Here is a 19406-nt window from a genome sequence, read left to right on the forward strand (position 1 = left end):
CTAGAAGTCGAAGTCCGAGGTGAAGGAGCGCTTGAGGGTGTAGATCGCCTTCTCGTAGACGCGCCACTGGTTCGTGTTGGGGATCCGCTCTTCGAGCCGGAACTCGACGGCCCGGTTGTTGTAGTCGTTGGCATCCTTGTTCAGCAGGAGCTGGATGCTCTGGTACCGGTTGCGCTGCTCGCCCGAAGCGGAGTCGAAGGTCAGCTCCGGCTGAGGATCGTTGGAGATCAGCGTCTCCCCAACGTAGAGGCCAGCTCGCAGCACGCGCGCCTGAACCTTGTCGCTGACCGGTTCGGACTGGAACAACTTCACAACAAGCTGCCCGGTGGTGATCTTGTCGGTATCGGGCAGCACCTTGACGTTGACCAACCGGGTATCGCTCTTGCGCTTCTTGTTGATCGCGAGCACCGGAACGACGACCTCCTGCAAGGTCGCTCCCCCGTGCACGAATCGTGTCCCCCCGCCGGGCAGGCGGAGTCGGTGGATCGACTTGGGGATCTGCACCTCGATGTCGCTGTCGAGCTCGAGCTGGACTCCACTGAACGTGGTGAACGCGAAGTCGACCTTGAGTCCGTGACCAAGGACGTAGCGCTTGTTCTTGACCAGGATCTTGTCTCCGTGGGGCGCCTCAGAGAGGAAGAACTGCTGGGGCAGCTCGTCGTCTTGGAACAGGAACCCATGGTCGGCGGTGACGAAGATGTTGGTGGCGTTGGCGTTCGCCGCCTTCTTCACCAGGTCGACCAACTCGCCGAGCGCCTGCTCAGCGGCCTCAAACACTCGACGCTCGGTGCCCTGCTTGTCACCGGTGGCGTCGATGACGTCGTGGTAGACGTACAAGACGCGGTTGTTCCTGAAGAGCTCACGCCGTTCCTCCGGGCTCAGCGCCTTGAAGTCCTCGGCCTGGATCGCCGTCCCGCCGACCGTCTCCAGGATCCTTTTGCGGAATGCGGTCCCGTTGGTCGGCTGGTCATCAGCAAGGACAGTCTTGCCGTCCGGCGAGTGCTTGAGCGTCCGGTGCGGCAAGAGGGCCGCCATCCCCAACTGCGTGTAGCTGGGCAGGACACCCAGAACAGCCTCAAGTTCCGCGTCGAATCGGTCCTCCTGCCGTATGCGCGAGCCCAGCTCCTCGGCGACCTCATAGCGGAGCGCGTCGGAGACGATGACGACCGCCTTTTTGTCCTCGCGGACCAGCTGCTCGACGTAGTCGCCGTAGAACGATCTCTGCGACCTGACTGTGGCCGAGCGCCACGACTCGGCTTCATCGACCTGCTTCTGCCACGCATTGCCCAGCTCGTAGACGAACTTGTTGGTGTAGCGCTTCTCGACCTGCTCCCGCAGCGGGTCAAGTGGGTGGGGCCCCTCGAAGGTTCGGCGGGCGTAGGTGAACTGGCGGTAGAGCTGGTCGATGCGGAACCACTCGCTGCGGTATAGCTCCAACGCCTCGTCGAACGTCGAGAATGTGAAGTCGATCGTGCTCAGCTCCGACATCAGGTCTGCTGCTGCTGCGATGGCCGTGTAGAGCTGGCGATAGCCGTCGATCCACACGCTGCTCTGGCGGGCACGGACCACTTCGGCTACCTCACGGGCGGTGACCGTCTGTTCCGTTACACCGCGCGCGAGGTCCGCGATGATCTTGCGATCGGTTTCCTCGAACAGGTCGACGGCTACCAGCTCGCGGAATCCGGCTTCCTCGGTACTTGCCTTGTAGTCGAGGTCGGCAGACGCGCGCCTCGCCAGGGTCGCGAGTGCCTGCTGGCTGCGTCGGTCGTTTCGGAAGCTCGCAAAGTCCAACTGGATGTTCTGGAGTCCGCCGGGGCGGTCGGACCTAAAGCCATCGATGGCCTTGCGGAAGATCCAGAGAATGAAGTCGTCAATGCTCGGCGAGGTCGCCTCGTAGCCGTAGATCGATGCGACGCCTCGCCAGTAGAAGTCGTCAAGTCCGTAGTCGACAAGCGCGTCGTACTTGGTGCGCAGGCCCTTGGCGTTCTCGATGAGCAGCGTCCGCGTGATCTCAAGAAGGCTGTGCTCCTTCTGTCCGATCACAACGGCGGACATCTTGGCGCGGAGGCGTGCCGCGTCATCGTCAGGCGTCAGCAGTGCCTTGATGCTCTGGACGCGCTTGCTGGCGTTGAAGAACTTCTCGTGGGCCTGCACGACTTCGTCGATTCCGTCTGCGCCTAGACCGAGGTCCTGCGATACGAGCGAGCTTCGGTCGGCGGTGAACACTCCGTAGGCCAGCTCGAGATCGAGGAGCCAGTTGCTTGTGCCGGCGGGCGGCTGACCTCCGCGGTAGACCAGGAACTTGTCGTCAGGCTGCTGGTGGAGCAGACGGTGCTTGATGCCGTACTCGTCATTCGCGACACGCAGAGTCGTGACTCCCGGCAAGTCGAGGCCATCGAGGTCCGAGGCGTACTGACCGAGAGGGTCATGCCAGAACACGACTCGTTGGTCCGAGAATCGACGCTCCAGGTGCGGACGGACAGCCGAGACTTCGCTCATACAGTCGCCTCCAAGCCCACGATCTTCTTGAGGGCAGTGCCGAACTCCGGGTAGTTGGCCTTAACACCGTCGTCGAGGTCGATGGCGAGGTTCTGCGAGGCCAGGGGGTAGAGCACGTCGTGCTCGTACTCGTCGAGTTCCAGCAGGACCTGGCGCAGTCGGTCGGCCTCTTTCGCGTTGTTCGAACGTTCGGCGTGATCAAGGCTCGCCTTGAGCTTGCCCTGGAACTCACGAAGGTATTCATTCAGGACCGTGGACACGGTCGACGGCGTGTAGCGGTGCATGTAGATGAGAGCGTTGAACGACCCCCTGGGGCTGGAGAACAGCCAATAGATCGGGCGCTTCTTGTATCGCTGGACGTGATCCTTGTAGAAGGACTTCACGAAGTAGTCCCGCAGGTTTTTGACGCCGAGCGACTCGGCTATGAACCGCAGGTTCTCCTCGAAGTTTTGCTCGCCAAACGCTGCGCGAAGGAACTTGCGGAACCTCTCGACGATGTCGTCCTCGAACCAGTCGCCATCCACGATCGGAATCACGTTGTCCGCATCTGGAATGAAAGTGGGGGCTGGCACCCTCGCGAGGTAGTCCTGCCACGTCGCACCCTGGTCGGCAAGGATCAAGCCCGGCTCATCGAGGCTGTAGCGGCCAAACATGCACCCGACTGCGTACGAGACAAGATCAACCACACGATCAGTCGAGAAGCGCTGTTCCAGGTCGGCTTGACCAAGAGCCACCCCGTAGCGGAACCACGGGTTGGAGTTCAGGGTCACGCGGTTGAGAGGAACGTCAGTGTCGACCTCGCCGTCCAAGCCGTAGGCCTTCGCGATCTCCGTATTCATTTCAGTTTCGAGGCAGCGAACGCGATCCGTCAATGCGAGACCGCCGCGAAGCACGGAGGCAACGGCGTTTTGCACCGATACCTGTCCCACTGAGATCAAGCTCAACGTGGAGAAATCACAAGAGGTCTCCTGCTCATTCCAGTCGTCGCGGTGGATCTCAATCAATTCCCGCGCGGCTGCCACGGCCTCATCAGAAACATCGACAACGGGAAGCTGGGAGATGGTGCCAACCTCTACGTTCAGCGTGGGGGAGATAGCTGCGAGCATCTGTCGCACGACGTTTGAGTTGCAGACCGCCGCGATCTGATACAGGCGATCACTCGCAGCAAAGATCGAAGTACCAGCTACGTCGAACAAAAATCCCTTCGGGAAGTAGCGGAAGGCCGGAATGCCAGTGCCGACCTTCGACCACGAGACCGACGGCAGAAAGTACATCTGCGGACTTCGAATCACGGATTTGGGGCGCTCTGCGAGCAATTCGGCCCCATCGTGCTGCCAGTTCACCACCCAGTCCTGATTCCCGTACCACTTCCTGTACTCACCACCCTTGTTGTAAGGGAACCACTTGTACTCGCTCTGGGCAGCCTCGGCTCGCGTCATACCTCGGCCCAGTCGATCGCCCGAAACCTCGAACCAAAGCCTGAGAAACCGCCCGTTGTCAGCGGTGGCCATGCCCTGTCGCGGCTCACCTAGCGCAATCATCGGTTGGCCCGCGTGGAAAGCCCGACGCATCGCACCCGAGATCCGGAACGCAAGAGGTGCGCCCGGAACCTCTTCGAATTGCGCACTCTGGGCGAAGAAGACGCGCTCGGGGGCCCGCCCATTCGCTGCATCCCGTAGGTGCCGAGACTTGGCGTTGCTACTGCTCGCGTCGAGGTACACATATGCTCCGCCGGTCTCTGGCCGCCCATCCTTAGCAATAACGAATGCCGTATTGGCACCGAAAATGTCCGGATGATTCGAGACGTCGTGCATGTGCACGAAACTGAGGAACGCATGGTGAGCCAGCAGTCGGCGACGAAGCTTCTCGAAGGACTTGATGGTCATCCAGGTGTCTCCTGTGACCATCGCGATGTACCCGCGGGAAACCACCAGCTCGTCGCTGCGCACAACGAAACAGGCATATAGATCTTGCTTCTCGTCCGGATACGAATCCTTGACCCACGCGCTGACTGGAGCGGACATGTTCCCACTCCCCATGTAAGGAGGGTTCGTCACGACGACCGAATATCCCGGCGCCAGGTACTTCGCCTGAGCGACAACGCGGTCTGCCCAGTGAAGAACATCCGCACGTAGCATGTCCCCCCCGTGGTCGAGCGCCTCTAGGTGGCGCTCTAGCCGCACGATGAGCTCTGGATCAGGCCGAACCAATGCTCCGAAGGTGTCGGCCTCGGCGAACTGGTTCCAGAAGCCTTCCTCGGCGTGACGGTCGCCAGCTCCAGTGAGTAGGAAGTCGAGTTCGTCCGGGCTGAATGAGATCGGATCGATGACGCAGATGTTCGCCTCGACGCGCTTGCTGAAGAAAGAGCGCTGACTGGCTCGGGCCTTCATTGTGAGCGCGAATGCGGCGAGAGCAGCGGCGCGAGGGTCGATCTCAGTGCCAAATAGGTTGTGAGTCAGGATCAGGCCGGGAATTTCGCCCGGACCATAGCCCTCCTCTTCATAGATCGCGTAGAGCAGGTCGAAGGCGTAGGTGAGCATGTGGCCGGAGCCGCACGCGGGGTCGATAACCTTCAACTCTTCGGGCTTGGTGATCTTGAGAAAGTCGGTTTCATCGTCGACCGGGGCAATGTAGTAATCCATCTGGCAGGCCAGTCCCGAGTTCGGACGGTTGAGCATCCAGAGCCGGCCGAGAGAGTTCTCGACGAGGTAGCGGACGATCCAGTGCGGGGTGAAGAGCTGGGTGGCGGCCGGGATCTCGTCGGCGCCGGCCCTCTTGTTCTTCTTGAAGCCGGCGAAGACCTCGTCCTTCCGCTCCGAGATGTAGAACTGGTAGAGCCAGCCGATGACCTCGACGTCCTGGCAGACGTGCTCGCTGAGCACCTTGACCGCGCGGTCGAGCACCGAGTCATCGGCGAGCAAGTTCGCCGGGACAAGCAGCTCGGTGAAGTCACCCTCGCGTTCGAACATGAACGGCATGAACTTGTGCCAGTGGTTGCAGTACGACTCCAGCAGCAGCGCGTACGTCTCGCCCTGTGAGTCACCGCTGATGCGCGTCCCATCGAGCAGCGCGGCCACCGTCTTACGGGTCGCGTCGCTGACAACGTCCGCGTCAATGACGCCGCGTTTGGCTTCAGCGAGGATTTCGGGCTGGCCCACCTCCACTCCTGCCTGGGGCGAGACAACGCCGATCCCGGAGTAGCCGGTGGCGTCCATGAAGCGGAGCGCGATGATCCGGTTGAACCAGGTGTAGGCGACCTTGTCCGCGACTGAAGCGCGGCCCTTGTCTCCGCCACCGGCAGCCGTGACTGCCTTTTCCAAGGCGGCAACCGCCTTCGCCTGCTCCACTCGCTCCGACGATCCGGGCGCCAGCACCGCGGCGATGCGCGCGGTGACCTCGCGGATGAGCTCCTTGCGAGCCCAGGTCGCGAAGTTCTTCAGCGGTGCGGTTTCCATCAGAGGGTGATTCGCTTTCCGTCGTTGAGGGTTTGGATGAGCGCGCTTCTTAGGGCGGCGATGTACTTGTCGACGTCATCCTCAGACTCGAGAACGCCTGAAGCGCCCGCAACCGCGATTGTCTTCACGGACACGGTCTGCTTCTTGGGGGCCGGCTCCGGGTCGGGCTCCACGGGGGAAGCAGCGAGACGGTCGAGCAATGACGGGTAGTCACTCGCCTCGAAGTTCGAACCGATCTGGAGGATGAGCGCTACTTGGGTCTCGGTGGCGACGCGGTGGAGCGTGTGGTCGATGCGCTGCGTCACTCGCCGTTGGGCGTCTTCCGTTGCATTGTCGTAGTAGGTGCCGCCAAGCAGCTCGGTCTTGCGACCCTCGATGGCCGCCGTCACCGTCGCTCGGTTCGTGGCAACGATGCCGTCAATCTCCCTCCGAAGGTGATCGGTTGCCTGCTTGAGCTGGGCCATCTTGTTGCCGCGGAACGCGTTGGGGTCGGCGAGAGCGTTCTTGATGGGCTCGTCACTGCCCTGCGGCAGGTAGCTGAGGTTGCTGCTGTGCGTCACAAGGAGCGTCGCCGCCTCGTCGTAGATCGACCTCTGCGCTCCGTGCAGGAACGACTGGATGGGGTCGATCAGGTTCTCCTTGGCTTCGAGCAGGTCGTCGCCGAGCGTGAAGCCGCTGAGGTACCAGTCGTCGGGCTTGCCCACGACCTGTTCGAGGAGGCTGATGGGGCCGCCGAGCTGTTCGACGAACGCGTACCTCGAACCACTGATCGTTGCCTTCAGCTCATCGAGCTTGCCCTTCAGCTTGTCTGCCCCGTGGCGAGCAAGCTCCAGCGGATCCTTGGGGGCGTTGCCCTCGTCGAAGAAGTCGGTGCAGAACTTGCGGAAGCTGGCGACCTTGCGCTCGTCGAAGCTCTTCTGTGGCGCGAGGATCTCGTGACCGTGCTTCTGCGTGTTGCGCAGCGCGTTTCCGACCTCGCTGCGCTTGAGGACGTTGCCATCGACGGTCACGGTGATCTTCGAGGCACCGATCAGCGAGGCCACGATGACCTCGATCGACCCGAGATCCCAGCCGTAGGGCTTCGCCTGGAAGGTGTCGACGATGGTCTTCATCGTCACCTGCTCGCCCTGAGCGTCCTTGCGGAGGATCGTCGCTAAGACCTCCTCGGCGGGCTGGTTGATCTTGAGCAGCGCGTCGGCGTCGAACAGACCACTGTCCGGATTGGCAGCACCCGCGACCTGCTGCTCGCTGTAGGTGACGCCACCGAGCAACTTGAGCTGCGTGTAGGTGCGACTGATGAGTTCCTGGAACCCCTCGGTCACGCGGCCGACTGCATCCTGCGAGGACGCCGGCACATCGGCGGCGTTGATGACGAGGGATGCCTTGCTCACCGCGCTCCGGATCCGCTGGACCAGTTCCTTCTCTCGCTCGCGGTTCAGGGTGGCCTTCGACTGAAGGATCTGCTCCTCGATCGCTGATAGCGAAGTGGTCCGCTTGCGCTTCGTGTACTTGTCGGTCTTGAGCAGCAGACGAAGGTCCGAGAGCAGACGGTCGTCCGGGTCGAGGAGGACCCGGAGTTCGTCCTTGCCCGCGCTGTGCATCCTGATCTGTTCAGGCTCGTACGGGTACTCCGGGGTGATGAAATGGACCGAGAGTTCCTTTTGCGGGCCGTGCACCTGGTCATCGAGCTTGAAGCCGAACGGGAAGTCCTGGCCGTTCTTGGCGTACCTGATCCTGTTCGTCTTGATCACGTCGCCGGACAGGATCTTGAAGAGCTGGGCGCTGACCTCGGAGGCGTCGATGTCGACGTTCTTGATCTCCTCCTCGATCACTTGCTCTTCGTTGGTCAGGTATTCGTAGACGTTCCCGTTGCGCTGGATGTAGGTCTGCCGCTCCAGCTCGGCAAGCGCCTCCTTGACGTCCTCGGCGAGTGCGGGCAAATCGAGGCCGAACCGGTCGTAGACGAGCACGGTCAGGTTGCGCGGGGTGGCCTCGAAGCTGTCGACGTACTTCACGAGGAACAGTGCCTTGAGGAGCCGGATGGCGAGCTGGTTGTCCAGGTTGCGCTCGGCGACGTCGATGGAACGCTGCGCGGCGGACTTCAGGGAGGCGCGGATGCCGGCGAACATGTGGTCGAAGGTGGCCAACGTGCCCACCTCGACGTCGCCGATGTCCTTGGCAACCTGCTGGACGACGCCGAGCATCGACCGCTCGCCGACCGAGCTGTTGCGTCCCTCGAAGACGTTGTGGTCAGAGATGCCCTCGATCGCAGCCTGAAACAGCGGGAACTGGTAGCTGACGAACGGGTAGGTGCCGACGAAGTGTGCCTCGTCGGTGTAGTTGCGATAGGTCTTCGCGCCGTCGACGAAGTCGAAGAGCGTCTTGAAGTTGGCCGACTCGACGGCGTAGATCGCCTGGAGTGCAGTCTCTCCGGTGCCGTTCTTCTCCAGCAGGCGCTTGCGGATGACTTCCTCGACATCCGCGCTGGTGAGCTTCACGCGGGTCTTGAAGCGCGCCTGGATCTTGGAGAAGTCGTTGCCTTGCTGCCGGGTGCGGTCGCCGACGACCTTGTCCATGTCCTCCTGCGAGGTGACCATCACCCAGGCGCGCCCGCCGCACTTGGTGTTGAGGCTCTCGGCAATTGTCTGGAGGTTGAGCATCAAGTGGGTGTTGGAGCCGATGAACTGGCCAACCTCGTCGACGTAGAAGTTGAGGCGGTAGCCGTCGGGCTGCTTGTCGAGCCATGCCTTGACCTCGTCCGCGAAGTCTTCGATCGAGACGGCGTACGACGCCTGGTACTGCTTGATGATGCCGGTGGTCGCGTCACCGTTGATCTCAGCGAATGCGGCATCGATGTTCGCGCCCTCGAGGGCACTCTGCTCCCGACCCTGCGACCACGGGATGCCCGCGATGCGCTCGAACGCCTCCTTGAACGCTTCGTATTGGCCCCTCGTATCGAGGTCCCGCTCAAAGCGCGCGACATGTCCCTGGTTGCCGTAGTAGCCCCGGCTCTCGTCGAAGACCTTCACGAAGACCCTGAGCAAGGCATCGGTCTGGTCCTTGGTGATGAGCGTTGCCTTCTGGTCGATGTTGAACAGGAGGCTCTTGGCTGGGATGCGCTCAGCCTTGGTCAGCAGGGCGGGGAGAAATGCGCCCGTCGCCTTGGACCGGAAGCTCTCGGAGACCTGTGCACGGTCGAACTCCTGACCCTCGACGTCCCCGAGGAGATGCGCGAGCATCTTGAGCAGGTGCGACTTACCGGAGCCGAAGAAGCCTGAGATCCAGACACCGTTGGCGGTGGTGTAGTTCGTGTAGGCCTCAAGAAGTAACTCGAGGCCCTTGGCGGCCTCGTTGGTGAGAACGTACTCCTCAACCTCGGCGCCGAGGTGTGCGGCGTCGTCCGCCTTGATAACGCCCTCGATTGGGCGCTGGACGTCCTTGGCGAAGATTTCGTTCAACTGCATCGGGTCACGCTTCCTGTTCCAGGATGTTCTTGGCTCGGTAGTACTGGTCGTCCTTCAAGCGCCCGAAGAGCACAAGTGAGGACCCGAGGGTGTCGGACTGCTCGTAGCGGCCGGGGAAGAACATGAGCATGGGCTTGCCGGTCACGACGCTCTGAAGGTTGTTGAGCACGTTGTGCGACCGGATGTACGGGAAGACCTCACCGATACCAGTGAGGAAGAAGATGTCGAATTCGCCGTCCTCGATCTTGGCGCGAATCGCCGGCGCGATGTGGAGCTGAGGGTCCAGCATCCCTTGGAGCATCTCGCGAAAGTCGTCCTTGTCCTGGTCTGGTTCGGCCTGGAGGACCCTCTCCCAGACGCCGCGTTCCTTGAGGATCTCGACGGCCAGGTCGTAGAGGTTGACCTCACGCACGGTGATGCCGTGCTTCGTCGAGAGCTTGCTCTTGATGCGCTTCTTCGCCTGGGCCACCGCGAGGGACGCCTCAGGTGGGTAGGAGTAGATGAAGAACGGGACCTCGTTGCTCAGGCCCTCCATCTGGAGGAATCGCTTGCCGCTGAGGACACTGAACAGGTGCTCTTCCTGCTCGTGGAGATCGGCGGCATTCGTCATGTGGTGCCGCCCATCGGAAAGAAGCGGAGGTCGTCAGACAGGGCGTCCTTGAGCCGCGCCGAAAGGACGGCCTGATTGATGCGGTCGTCGTCGGAAATCAGGCCCGCCTCGACGAGCATGCGGAAGACGGTTGAGCGGAGCTTGCGCAAGGTGGTGTCCTTGAGATTGGCCACTTCTTCATGCCAGAGCGCCTTGCCCCGGATGAAACTGTCGAAGTCGTCGTGGTCGAGCGTCTGGGCCAGCACGAGGTACCGCTCGCGTACGACCTCCTCGGCGAACTCGCCGATTAGGTCGTAACGGCGGCAGGCAGCGGCCCACATCAGGTAGCCGCGCTCGGTCGGCGTGGCGTCGATAAGCAGTTCGAGTTCGTCATCTGTGAGCACCGAGAGTCGCTGAGCGACCTCACGGGCGAGCCGGAAGCCCGACGAGCGCGTGCGGGCCTGGAGGAGGTTGTCCTCCTCGATCAGTTCTCGGACCTTCCCCCAGTCCTGCACTCGCAGGTAGAGCGGCGCGGCCACTAGGGCCTCACGCACGAGGAGGGAGCCGCTGGTAAACGATAAGGCGTAGCGCTCCATCGGGCTGATCAAACTAGACACCTCCTCGGCGTCGTGGGCAAGGCCGGCCGCATCGCCCGGCGGTCGGCGTGCTGCGAGCGCGGCCGGCTCTGCTCGGATGCTCCGCTGGTCACGTGCAGGTGCATTGGGATGCTTCGACACCCGTACGCCGTCATGGAGCGGCGCGTGCAGGACGCCCTCAATCGTCGATGTGGCTTTCAGCTCGACTCCTCACCCAAAGTTCTACCGGCGTCATCGATGCGCGCTGACGGCAGCATATGCGGACCGGTCCGTCCCTCATCTCATCGACGTCATCGAGTGGGTGACAGCGGATCTCGGCGGCGAGGATCTAGGTGTACTCGGCCGAGAGGTTGGTGACGCGTAGGCGTTGACGAGGAGGAGAACCTCCGGGTGAGGTGTGGATTGTCGAAGTCCCGCCCGACCCGGAGGTTCTCGTGGCCCACGCTAACGCCCGTCTCAATGTTCATGGTCGCCGTCTGCTGGTCGACCGAGTCCGCCGCCAGGGGTGGGCGGTGGCTCACGCGGCGAAGGCGATGGGCATCTCACGCCAGTGCGCTCACCGTTGGGTTGCCAGGTTCGACGCCGAGGGTCAGGCCGGCCTGTCAGACCGGTGTTCGGCGCCGCATTCCAGCCCGCGACGCACCGCGGCATCGGTCGAGGACGCAGTGGTCGCGGCCCGGCGTGAGCACCGGCGCGGTCAGGACTGGATCGGGCCTGAGCTCGGTGTCCCTGCTCGAACGGTCAGCCGGATCCTGCGCCGCCACGACCTGCCCTACCTGCGTGACTGCGACCCGCTCACCGGCGAGGTGATTCGCTCCTCCAAGACCGCCGCGGTGCGCTACGAACGCGACCGTCCCGGGGAGCTGGTCCACGTTGACGTCAAGAAGATCGGCAAGATCCCCGACGGCGGTGGGTGGAAAGCGCACGGCCGCCAGATGGGCTCGACCGCGGCCAAGAAGAAGGCCCGGATTGGGTACGACTACGTGCACTCCATGGTCGATGACCACTCCCGACTGGCGTACAGCGAGATCCTGCCCGACGAGAAGGGCCCCACCTGCGCCGCGTTCATCCTGCGCGCCGCCGAAAACTTCGCCACCCACGGCATCACCGCCATTGAGCGGGTCATCACCGACAACCACTACAGCTACCGCAAGAGCAACGACGTCAAGGACGCGATGACCACCCTGGGCGCCCGGCACAAATTCATCCGCCCGCACTGCCCCTGGCAGAACGGGAAGGTCGAGAGGTTCAACCGCACCCTGGCCACCGAATGGGCCTACCGGCAGGTCTTCACCAGCAACACCGACCGCGCAGCCGCCCTTGCACCCTGGCTCAAGCAGTACAACACTCAACGACGCCACACCGCTCTGGGCGGACTCCCACCCATCAGCCGCCTGTCACCAACGTCGTGACCGAGTACATCTAGGGACGTCAAGCTAGGACTCGTCTGCGGCATCGTCTCGATCAACGATGTTGTTGATCAACGCGGCACAACGTTTCGCAGCCTCCAGCATCTCTGCGCGCATCTGCGCGATGACCTCGTCCACCTCGCCACGCCTGGGCCCGAGGCGCTCCTCTAGCGGCACGTACCCGTGACGGGCCTGGTGCGCGAGGACCCTCTGGTGCGCCGCCGCCCGATCGATAGGCCGCTGTGTCGTCGCCAGCCACAGCTCGAGCGACTTGCCACGCTTCTCGGTGTTGCAATCCTGGCATGCAGGTACGACGTTTCCGATGACGTTCTCGCCGAGATCGGTCTTGTTGATCGGCACCACATGGTCGATCACCACCTTCACAGATGCTGAGAAGGACGCCTCGCAGTAGATGCACCGCGACCCGAGAGCCCGGATGGTCGCCTGCCAGTCCGACTGGCTCGGACCTGCACCCGTCAGGTCGAGCACCGTGCGCACGGCGAGGTTCTGCGCGTCGCCGATGGGATAGCCCTTGAGTGTCCCCCCGACCTGCACTGTTCGCGTGCCGCCCACCGTTATGTCGGTCGTCGCGCTGCGGGCCACCTCGGCGGCAACCTCGACGTCTGTTGTCCCGACGGGTATCAAACCGAGGCCGACCAGGAGGTCGGTGATCGCCCCCCGCTGATCCTCGTACCACTGGCTGGTGACACGGAGCGAGTCTCCGGCAAACGGGTGCTCGGCCTTGTAGAAGCGACGGTCAGAGTCAGACCCCAGCTCAATGCCCGAGGAGAAGCAGACCAGGCCGTGACTGTTGCTGCGAGTCCCGAGAGTGGCCTTGGACCACGTCGGGTCGAGAGCGTTGGCTAGTGCGTCCGTATCCGCCACGAGGGAGGCGACGATGTCTCCGGAGAAGTGCTGGACGATCTTGCCCACGCCCGGCCATTTCGACTCGTGAGGCGTGGTCGAAGCCTCCTCCAGGAGCTGCAACGCCTGTGTGAAGCCCGCATTCGGTCGCGCACTCGGCAGAGCCCCGCACACCCCCTTCGACGCGGTCTCGTAGTCGACGCCTCGCAGCATCGCGTAGGCGATCCCGACCGTGGGCGTCCGCGACTGCGCGGCGACGCAGTGCACGAGCACCTCGTGCCCCTCGTCGCGCAACGCCGCGACGGTGGCGGCCACGTCGCTCAGGATGAAGGCGAGGTTGCGGTTCGACTCGGCAGCAGGCTCGTCGATGAGGCGGAAGACGACGTGCTCGACGCCCTCCGGGACCTGGGCGTAGCCGACGAGGCAGAGGCTGACCACGGCGGTGATCTCCTCGGGCAGGTCGTCGAGCGCCGTGACGTTGCCGAGCCACACGCCTTCGTCGAAGGGGTGCCGCACGAGCACCGCACCGCGGTTGTACCCCGCGTACGGCAGGTAGTCGAGCTCGGGCCAGCCGTGATGGGTGGACCGGCCCCCGGTCGCGGCGAGGTGGGCGAGCTCGACGAGACGCTCCCCCGTCAGGCCCGGGTACCCGTGGAGCATCCGGCGCCACCGGGCGGGCACGGCCGACGCTCCCCACCGCGCTCCGAGCAGGCCGCCGGCGATCGCAGCGACCGTGTCGGTGTCGTCGCCGATCGCGATGGCCGCGGCGAGCGCGTCCTCGAGGTGCTGACGGGGGTCGTCCTGCGGCACCGGGGTGTGGTGGATCGCCGACCACGCCGCCTGCAGGGCCGTGACGACCCATCCGTTGGGGGTGAAGCGCCCGGGCGGCCCCGCTTCGGCTTCGGCGATCCGCTCGGACCAGTACTCGACAGCCTCCGCCTCGAGGTGCTCCAGGCCGACGCGCACGTCGATCTGTGCGGTGAGCACCGCGTGCCTGATCGCGTGCGACCACAGGGCGCACGCCTCCCCGGCCCGGGGGTCGGCGTGGGTCAGCCGGCTCACCGCGACCGCGGCCTGCGTGAGCGCCGTGGGGTCGTCGAGGTGGCGAAGGGCGACCGGCGCCGTGCGCATGAGCGACCCGTTGCCCGCGGTGTGGCCGGTCCGAGCATGCAGCTCGTCCGAGATGGCGGTGAGAGTCGCCCCCGTCGGATCAGCTCCCCCGGCCCGCAACACCTTGCGGGTCTGCGTCCCGATGTCCGCCGGACCCGACTCGTACCAGGTGCGGAAGCGGCGCGCGATCTCGTCGAGCGCCTCGTCCGAGCGCAGGTCGACACCCGTGGACGCGACGTCGAGGACGCACCACGCCATCGTCGTGTCGTCGGTCCACTCCCCCTTCGCGAATCCGCCGAGCCCGCCACCGATCATCTGCGGCCCGTCCGGACCGACCCGCGCCGTCCCGAACTCGTACCCCGCGCCGAGCGCGTCACCGGCGGCCGTCCCGAGGACGGTCCCGCAGGCGCGGTCCATCTGCTCCGTCGTGAGCCGCACTCAGCCCACCTCCCCACGGGTGCGCAGGGCGAGGTCGCCACGGATCCGGGCCACCGCCTGGCCGAAGTCCGCGAGGGTCTGCTCAACGTGGGCCGGGACGTAGGGGCAGGCGGGCAGCATGACGCGCATCCAGACCTCTCTCTCGTGAGGGAAGAGCGTGAAGGTCCGAAGGTCGCGGTTGAGGAGCGCGAGCTCGGTGGCGGTCGCATGGCGCGAGTGCACCCCGTGGACGAGGCGGGTGAAGATCATCACGCTCGCATCCTGGTGCCAGACCCGCACCCACGCACGGTGATCGTCGAGATCCACGACGAGATCGCCGTCCCCGTCGACCTCCGGGGCCGCGCCGGTCACCCCTTCGAGCGTCTCCCTGACCACCGCGAGGAGGTGCTCCCGGTCCTGCGGCTGCACGACCGTGGTCGTCACGAGCGCGGGCACGGCTGGCTCCTCCCGCACACCCGCCGAGGCGACGAGCGGGAGGAGGGTCGGCAGGGTCTGGGAGGACGGACCGGACACGCGGAAGGTCCACAGGCTGGGGTGGGGCAGGCCGTAGCCCTTCATCGCCAGGACGATCTCGTGGGCCAGCTTGTCGGCGTTGCGCGTCGGACGCGTACGCCGCCAGTCCACAGAGCTGTCGTCGTTGCCCGACCGTCCCCGCAGCCGCAGCGACGCGCTGACCCGGCCGTGCACCGAGTGCGAGGTGAGCAGCGCGTCACCGGTCATGGCCACCCGGACCCGCCGCCCGTCCTGCGAGGCGAGCAGCCGGATCGACGGGAGCCGCTCGCCCGAGTCGGTGCCGGCCACCTCGAGACGCAAGGTGTCGCGCTGGCCGGACGACACCGCGCGCTGCGGCAGACCGGTGAGGTACGTCGTCAGCCCCGCCTCCACCCGCTGCCAGATCGCCTGCACCTCCGGCGTGTGGTCGAAGGGGGTCCGCGCGGCACCGCCCCCAGCTCGTGAATCGGTCATCTCGGCCTCCGCTCCGCGAGTCCCCCCGCTTTAGCATCCTTGTGTCGCTATCTATTAGAGCACATCGTCGCTAAAGTTGACCCGTGTCCCTGACAACTGCCTCCCTCGATCACTACCCGCGGCCCGGCCTGACCGTCGACCTCGCGATCCTCACCGTGACCGGTGCCGACACCGACCCGGTGCTGAGACTGCTCGTGCAGGACCGTGAGTCGCCTGCGGGCCGAGCGCTGCCGGGGGGCTTCGTGAGAGAGCGGCAGACGGTCGCGCAGACCACGCTCGACGTGCTCAGCCGCAAGGTCGGCGTCGAGCTCGGGACCTCCGTGGCACCTCGGCTGCTGCGCCTCTTCGACGACCCGCGACGAGACGACCGCAGCTGGGTGATGTCGGCCGCCCATGCGTTGGCGTTGCCGTCGTGGGCGCTGAGAGGGGCGAAGGGAGATCTCGTCCCGGTCCTGCCGGACGGCTCGCTCGAGGGCGAGGAGGGCCTGCTCTTCGACCACGACGAGATCGTCGCCGCGGCGGTCGAAGACATGCGGTCGCGTTACGAGTTCCGCGGGCGACTGGTGGGGGTCTCTCCCGATCCGGACGGGTTCTTGCGCGAGCCCTTCACCCTCCATCAGCTGCGCAAGGTGCACGAGGCCGTCGTCGGCGAGGAGATGCACAAGGACAACTTCAACCGTCGGATGAAGGAAGGACTTCAGCCCTTGGTCGAAGGGGGCGCGTTCGTGTCGTCCTCCGGTTTGCGGGGGCGGCCTGCGACGTTGTATCGAAAGACAGAGTGACGGTCAGGCCCTAGGTTCTCGTCATGACGACCACAGCGCCTCACCATCTTGTGAACGACGACCACTCGCAGACCGCGGGACACGTCTTCGTCATCCACGGATCGCTCGAGGACGTGACCTGCGACGCAGTTGTCATCCCGACCGACACCTCGTTCGGGGTACGACGTCACTGGTCGGACGTCACCGGGCCGGCCGCTCCGGTCAAGCCCGCGAGGTGGGCTGAGGACCATTTCGGGAGAGCGGCCCAGGAGACGACCACTGCCGCCTGGTACATCGACGTCACGGACCGCGATCACGCAGCCCCACCTGAGCTCATCGCCGGCCGGGTTCGAGCGGCCGTCGAGGCGATCTCGCGTAGTTTTCGCACTCCTTGGTTGTCTCCCGTTCGAGGTCGAGCGCAGCATCTCGTCGCGCTGCCGCTGTTGGGCACGGGAGGCGGAGGAGTCGCGTCGACCGACATGGTGGTCGCGCTTCTGTCCGCACTTGGCGAGGTAGTCCGGGACCTGCGCATCGACGTCGCGATCGTCGTCCCGAAGCGGTCGCACTTCAACGCCTTGCAGTGGCAGCGACGCCGGTATCTGGGTGCGTCGGTCGACGACACGATGAGGCGGCTTGGCGAGATGGCCCGACGAGGTGAGCTTGCGCTGATGCTCGGGGCCGGGGTGAGCGCAGGAGCCGGACTCCCGAACTGGGCTGGACTGATCAAGCACGTGGCTGCTCGGGCAGATCGACAAGACATACGAGATCTCGTCAACACGGATGCATTCGACAACCTGCCGATGCTCGATCAGGCAGAGCTCATCGCACGACTCCTCGGCGATCGGGCTCCAGCGGCCATCGTGGACGCTGTGACGGTGGCTCCCCGGACCGATAGTGGCTCAGATGGAGAGGGACCCGACTACACCGCCAAACCGGTCAAACCCGCACTGAGCCACTTCCTGCTGGCCGGACTTCGGTGCCGTGAAGTCGCGACGACGAACTACGACCTCTTGTACGAGCGCGCCGTGAAGTCTCAGACCGATGGTTCTCTGAAGGTTGCTGCCCTGCCGTATGACGTGGTCGCACCCAACGCGTCATGGATTCTCAAACTTCACGGTGATGCCGAGCACCCGAAGGACATCGTCCTCAGCAGGTCGGCCTTCGTGGACTACGACGGCAGCCGTCAGGCGCTGGGCGCACTTTTCCAGGCAATGCTCATGACGCGCCACGTCCTCTTCGTCGGGGTCTCGTTCACCGACGACAACGTGCTTCGGCTCACCCACCACGTGACCAAGAGCCGCAAGGGGATCCTGGGCACGGCGCTTGCCCTCGAGACTGACATTGCGCGCAAACGGCTGTGGGAAGACACCGTCACCTGGATCGGGATGGAGGTACCCGAAGACATCGAGGCAGACAAGGAGGCGCGCACCGCCTGGCAAGCCCGGTCGATCGAGGTCTCTCTGGATCAGGTCGCGATGTGGGCGGTCAGCGAGTCAGAAGTCCTCCTGGACAAGGAAATCCTTGACGACTCGGCCAACCCATTGGGGCTTGACGACGAACAGCTCACCGCCACCAAGGCCGGTCGGCACTGGACCTCCTACATCAGCTCGACGGAGTAGATGGCGCCGCACCCTCAGCCACGAGGTTGATCATGACCAGCTACGTGCTTGAGCCCTCACGGCCTGGGAGTCGTGGTCGACACCACATTCCGCGGCGACCCTCTCGAGGTGCATGAGCGACTTCTTGCTGGCCTTGCCGCGCACCGACACGGTCGTGACCGCGGCACTGTGCAGTGGTTCGAGGTCTCCCGTGGCGTCCTCGAGCATCCGCCAGACACGATCGCGATCGATCTCGATGACGTCGCGCAGCTCCTCGAGCTCAGCGTCCGCGGTCCCTCTGGCCCTCAGCTCTTTAGAGACGTAGTTGAGGAGACCGTGCTGGTTGCTCGTCGCCGGACCGTCCGAGGTCGCCGCCGCCCACATGATCCAGGGCAGCTCACCGTGATGCTCAGCGCTCTCGACGATCCGCGAGGCCGACTCAACCAGCCTGGCTTCGTTTCGGAAGATCTCCAGTGCATGGTTGCCGGCGGTCCTGGTCGTCCAGTAGTTGACCCCGACGGAGAGCGGCACGCCCACCACTGGGATGGCGAACTTGATGACGTTGCGCTGGAGCAAGTGCCTTCCCACGACGGGGAGACTCCTGGCAGCCGCCAGGGTGCTCCCGCTGAAGAACTTCTTGACCACTGGCCGCACGACGACGGGCACCCCCTTCAGGACAGCGCCCCCACCAGCTTCGCCGGACTTGATGGCGAAAGCGATGCGGATCAGCTTCCACAGGTCGTCAGGGTCGTCCATGTCCAGGGGCACCCGGTAAAGGACTGCGATGTCGTGAGCAAGCCTGAGCTGGAGCTGCGAGGTGTACACGAGATCGACCGCGAAGCTGGCACCGCCGGCAGGCAGCGTCAGAGGAGACGCTCCACCGCCGCTGCCGATCGTCGCCGCAACGGCTCCGGTGTACGCAGCGGCGCTCAGACCACCTTCGACGCCGGCGTAGCGAGCCGCCATCTGAATCCGTTCGCGGACTACGGCGTCCGCCGGGAGGTCGGGGTACTTGCGGCGGAAGTACTCGGCGTCGACCTCCTCGACGTACTTGTTCAAAGAGAAGGTCAGCAGCTTCGCGAACCAGTTCCCTTGACGCAGGTCCTCCATCGACAGGTCCTTGACGAACCCACGCACGCGTTCGACCTCTCGGCGCACGACCTTCTCGTCCTCGGACGAGGCCTTGGTCTCGACTTCCCCTGCCTCCGACATCGCTGTCCTCTTCCCCATCCCGCCCGAGATCGCCTCTGCGCCTCGGCTGCTGCCCGCAGCATAGGTGGATCCCCCACCTGATCTGCCCAAACGCCAGACGCACCGTTCACACTGCATCTACGCTCACCTCATGCGCCGCACCCTCGCCACGCTCACCGCGTCTCTCGTCTGCCTCACCCCCGCCGCCGTCGCGCTCGCAGCGCCGGCCCCGACCACCGCGTCCGCCGGCGTGAAGGTCTACAAGAACTGCACCGAGCTCAACAAGACCTACAAGCACGGCGTCGGCAAGGCCGGCGCGCGCGACAAGACCCGGAGCGGCACCAAGCCCGTGACGAACTTCCGGATCAACACCAAGGTCTACAACGCCAACAAGAAGCACGACCGCGACAAGGACGGCGTGGCCTGCGAGAAGCGCTGACCCAGCCCGGCGCGCCCACCACGCGCC

Annotated in this window: 12 protein-coding genes; 4 read left to right on the forward strand and 8 right to left on the reverse strand. The window is 64.5% G+C overall.

The features are described from left to right. The 5 genes from pglZ to ABIB53_RS00910 are packed head-to-tail and all read right to left on the reverse strand — an operon-like array spanning nucleotide 1 to nucleotide 10603. Nucleotides 1-2499 carry a BREX-1 system phosphatase PglZ type A gene (pglZ, locus tag ABIB53_RS00890; protein ID WP_354586744.1) on the reverse strand — a complete coding sequence of 833 codons (2499 nt, stop codon included), beginning with the start codon at nucleotides 2497-2499 and terminating at the stop codon, nucleotides 1-3. Then, nucleotides 2496-5954, reverse strand: a complete 3459-nt coding sequence (pglX, locus tag ABIB53_RS00895; protein WP_354586745.1) for a BREX-1 system adenine-specific DNA-methyltransferase PglX — start codon at nucleotides 5952-5954, stop codon at nucleotides 2496-2498. Before pglX ends, pglZ begins: the two co-directional genes overlap by 4 nt. Then, on the reverse strand, nucleotides 5954-9418 hold the full coding sequence (brxC, locus tag ABIB53_RS00900) for a BREX system P-loop protein BrxC (RefSeq protein WP_354586747.1): 3465 nt from the start codon (nucleotides 9416-9418) through the stop codon (nucleotides 5954-5956). The genes pglX and brxC overlap by 1 nt, the downstream gene beginning before the upstream one ends. A gap of 4 nt (nucleotides 9419-9422) precedes the next feature. Next, nucleotides 9423-10028: a DUF1788 domain-containing protein gene (locus ABIB53_RS00905; protein WP_354586748.1), complete on the reverse strand. Its 606-nt coding sequence runs from the start codon at nucleotides 10026-10028 to the stop codon at nucleotides 9423-9425. Next, nucleotides 10025-10603 (reverse strand): DUF1819 family protein, encoded by a 579-nt coding sequence (locus ABIB53_RS00910; protein WP_354586749.1) that lies wholly within the window; start codon nucleotides 10601-10603, stop codon nucleotides 10025-10027. The genes ABIB53_RS00905 and ABIB53_RS00910 overlap by 4 nt, the downstream gene beginning before the upstream one ends. 434 nt (nucleotides 10604-11037) lie before the next feature. On the opposite strand from ABIB53_RS00910, the gene ABIB53_RS00915 reads away from it, so the two are divergent. Further along, nucleotides 11038-12015, forward strand: a complete 978-nt coding sequence (locus ABIB53_RS00915; RefSeq protein WP_354586750.1) for an IS481 family transposase — start codon at nucleotides 11038-11040, stop codon at nucleotides 12013-12015. A gap of 24 nt (nucleotides 12016-12039) precedes the next feature. Here ABIB53_RS00915 and ABIB53_RS00920 read toward each other — a convergent pair whose 3' ends face one another. Together ABIB53_RS00920 and ABIB53_RS00925 are read right to left on the reverse strand one after the other, a co-directional pair. Next, nucleotides 12040-14403: an ADP-ribosylglycohydrolase family protein gene (locus ABIB53_RS00920; RefSeq protein WP_354587349.1), complete on the reverse strand. Its 2364-nt coding sequence runs from the start codon at nucleotides 14401-14403 to the stop codon at nucleotides 12040-12042. A 21-nt stretch (nucleotides 14404-14424) separates the two neighbouring features. Then, complete coding sequence (locus ABIB53_RS00925; RefSeq protein ID WP_354586751.1) at nucleotides 14425-15390, reverse strand: T3SS (YopN, CesT) and YbjN peptide-binding chaperone 1; 966 nt, start codon at nucleotides 15388-15390, stop codon at nucleotides 14425-14427. 155 nt (nucleotides 15391-15545) lie between these two features. Between ABIB53_RS00925 and ABIB53_RS00930 the strand changes: the two genes are divergently transcribed. Beyond that, nucleotides 15546-16172, forward strand: a complete 627-nt coding sequence (locus tag ABIB53_RS00930) for an NrtR DNA-binding winged helix domain-containing protein (RefSeq protein ID WP_354586752.1) — start codon at nucleotides 15546-15548, stop codon at nucleotides 16170-16172. Nucleotides 16173-16195: 23 nt separating this feature from the next. Continuing rightward, the gene (locus ABIB53_RS00935) at nucleotides 16196-17770 is read left to right on the forward strand and encodes an SIR2 family NAD-dependent protein deacylase (RefSeq protein WP_354586754.1); all 1575 of its coding nucleotides are present in this window, start codon (nucleotides 16196-16198) and stop codon (nucleotides 17768-17770) included. 30 nt (nucleotides 17771-17800) lie between these two features. On the opposite strand, the gene ABIB53_RS00940 is transcribed toward ABIB53_RS00935, so the two are convergent. Continuing rightward, the gene (locus tag ABIB53_RS00940) at nucleotides 17801-18961 is read right to left on the reverse strand and encodes a hypothetical protein (RefSeq protein WP_252974245.1); all 1161 of its coding nucleotides are present in this window, start codon (nucleotides 18959-18961) and stop codon (nucleotides 17801-17803) included. A gap of 130 nt (nucleotides 18962-19091) precedes the next feature. Here ABIB53_RS00940 and ABIB53_RS00945 point away from each other — a divergent pair, with 130 nt between their 5' ends. Continuing rightward, nucleotides 19092-19379 carry an excalibur calcium-binding domain-containing protein gene (locus tag ABIB53_RS00945; protein ID WP_354586755.1) on the forward strand — a complete coding sequence of 96 codons (288 nt, stop codon included), beginning with the start codon at nucleotides 19092-19094 and terminating at the stop codon, nucleotides 19377-19379. Nucleotides 19380-19406: the final 27 nt, after the last annotated feature.

The sequence above is a fragment of the Janibacter sp. UYMM211 genome, from assembly GCF_040547045.1.
Lineage (GTDB): Bacteria > Actinomycetota > Actinomycetes > Actinomycetales > Dermatophilaceae > Marihabitans > Marihabitans melonis.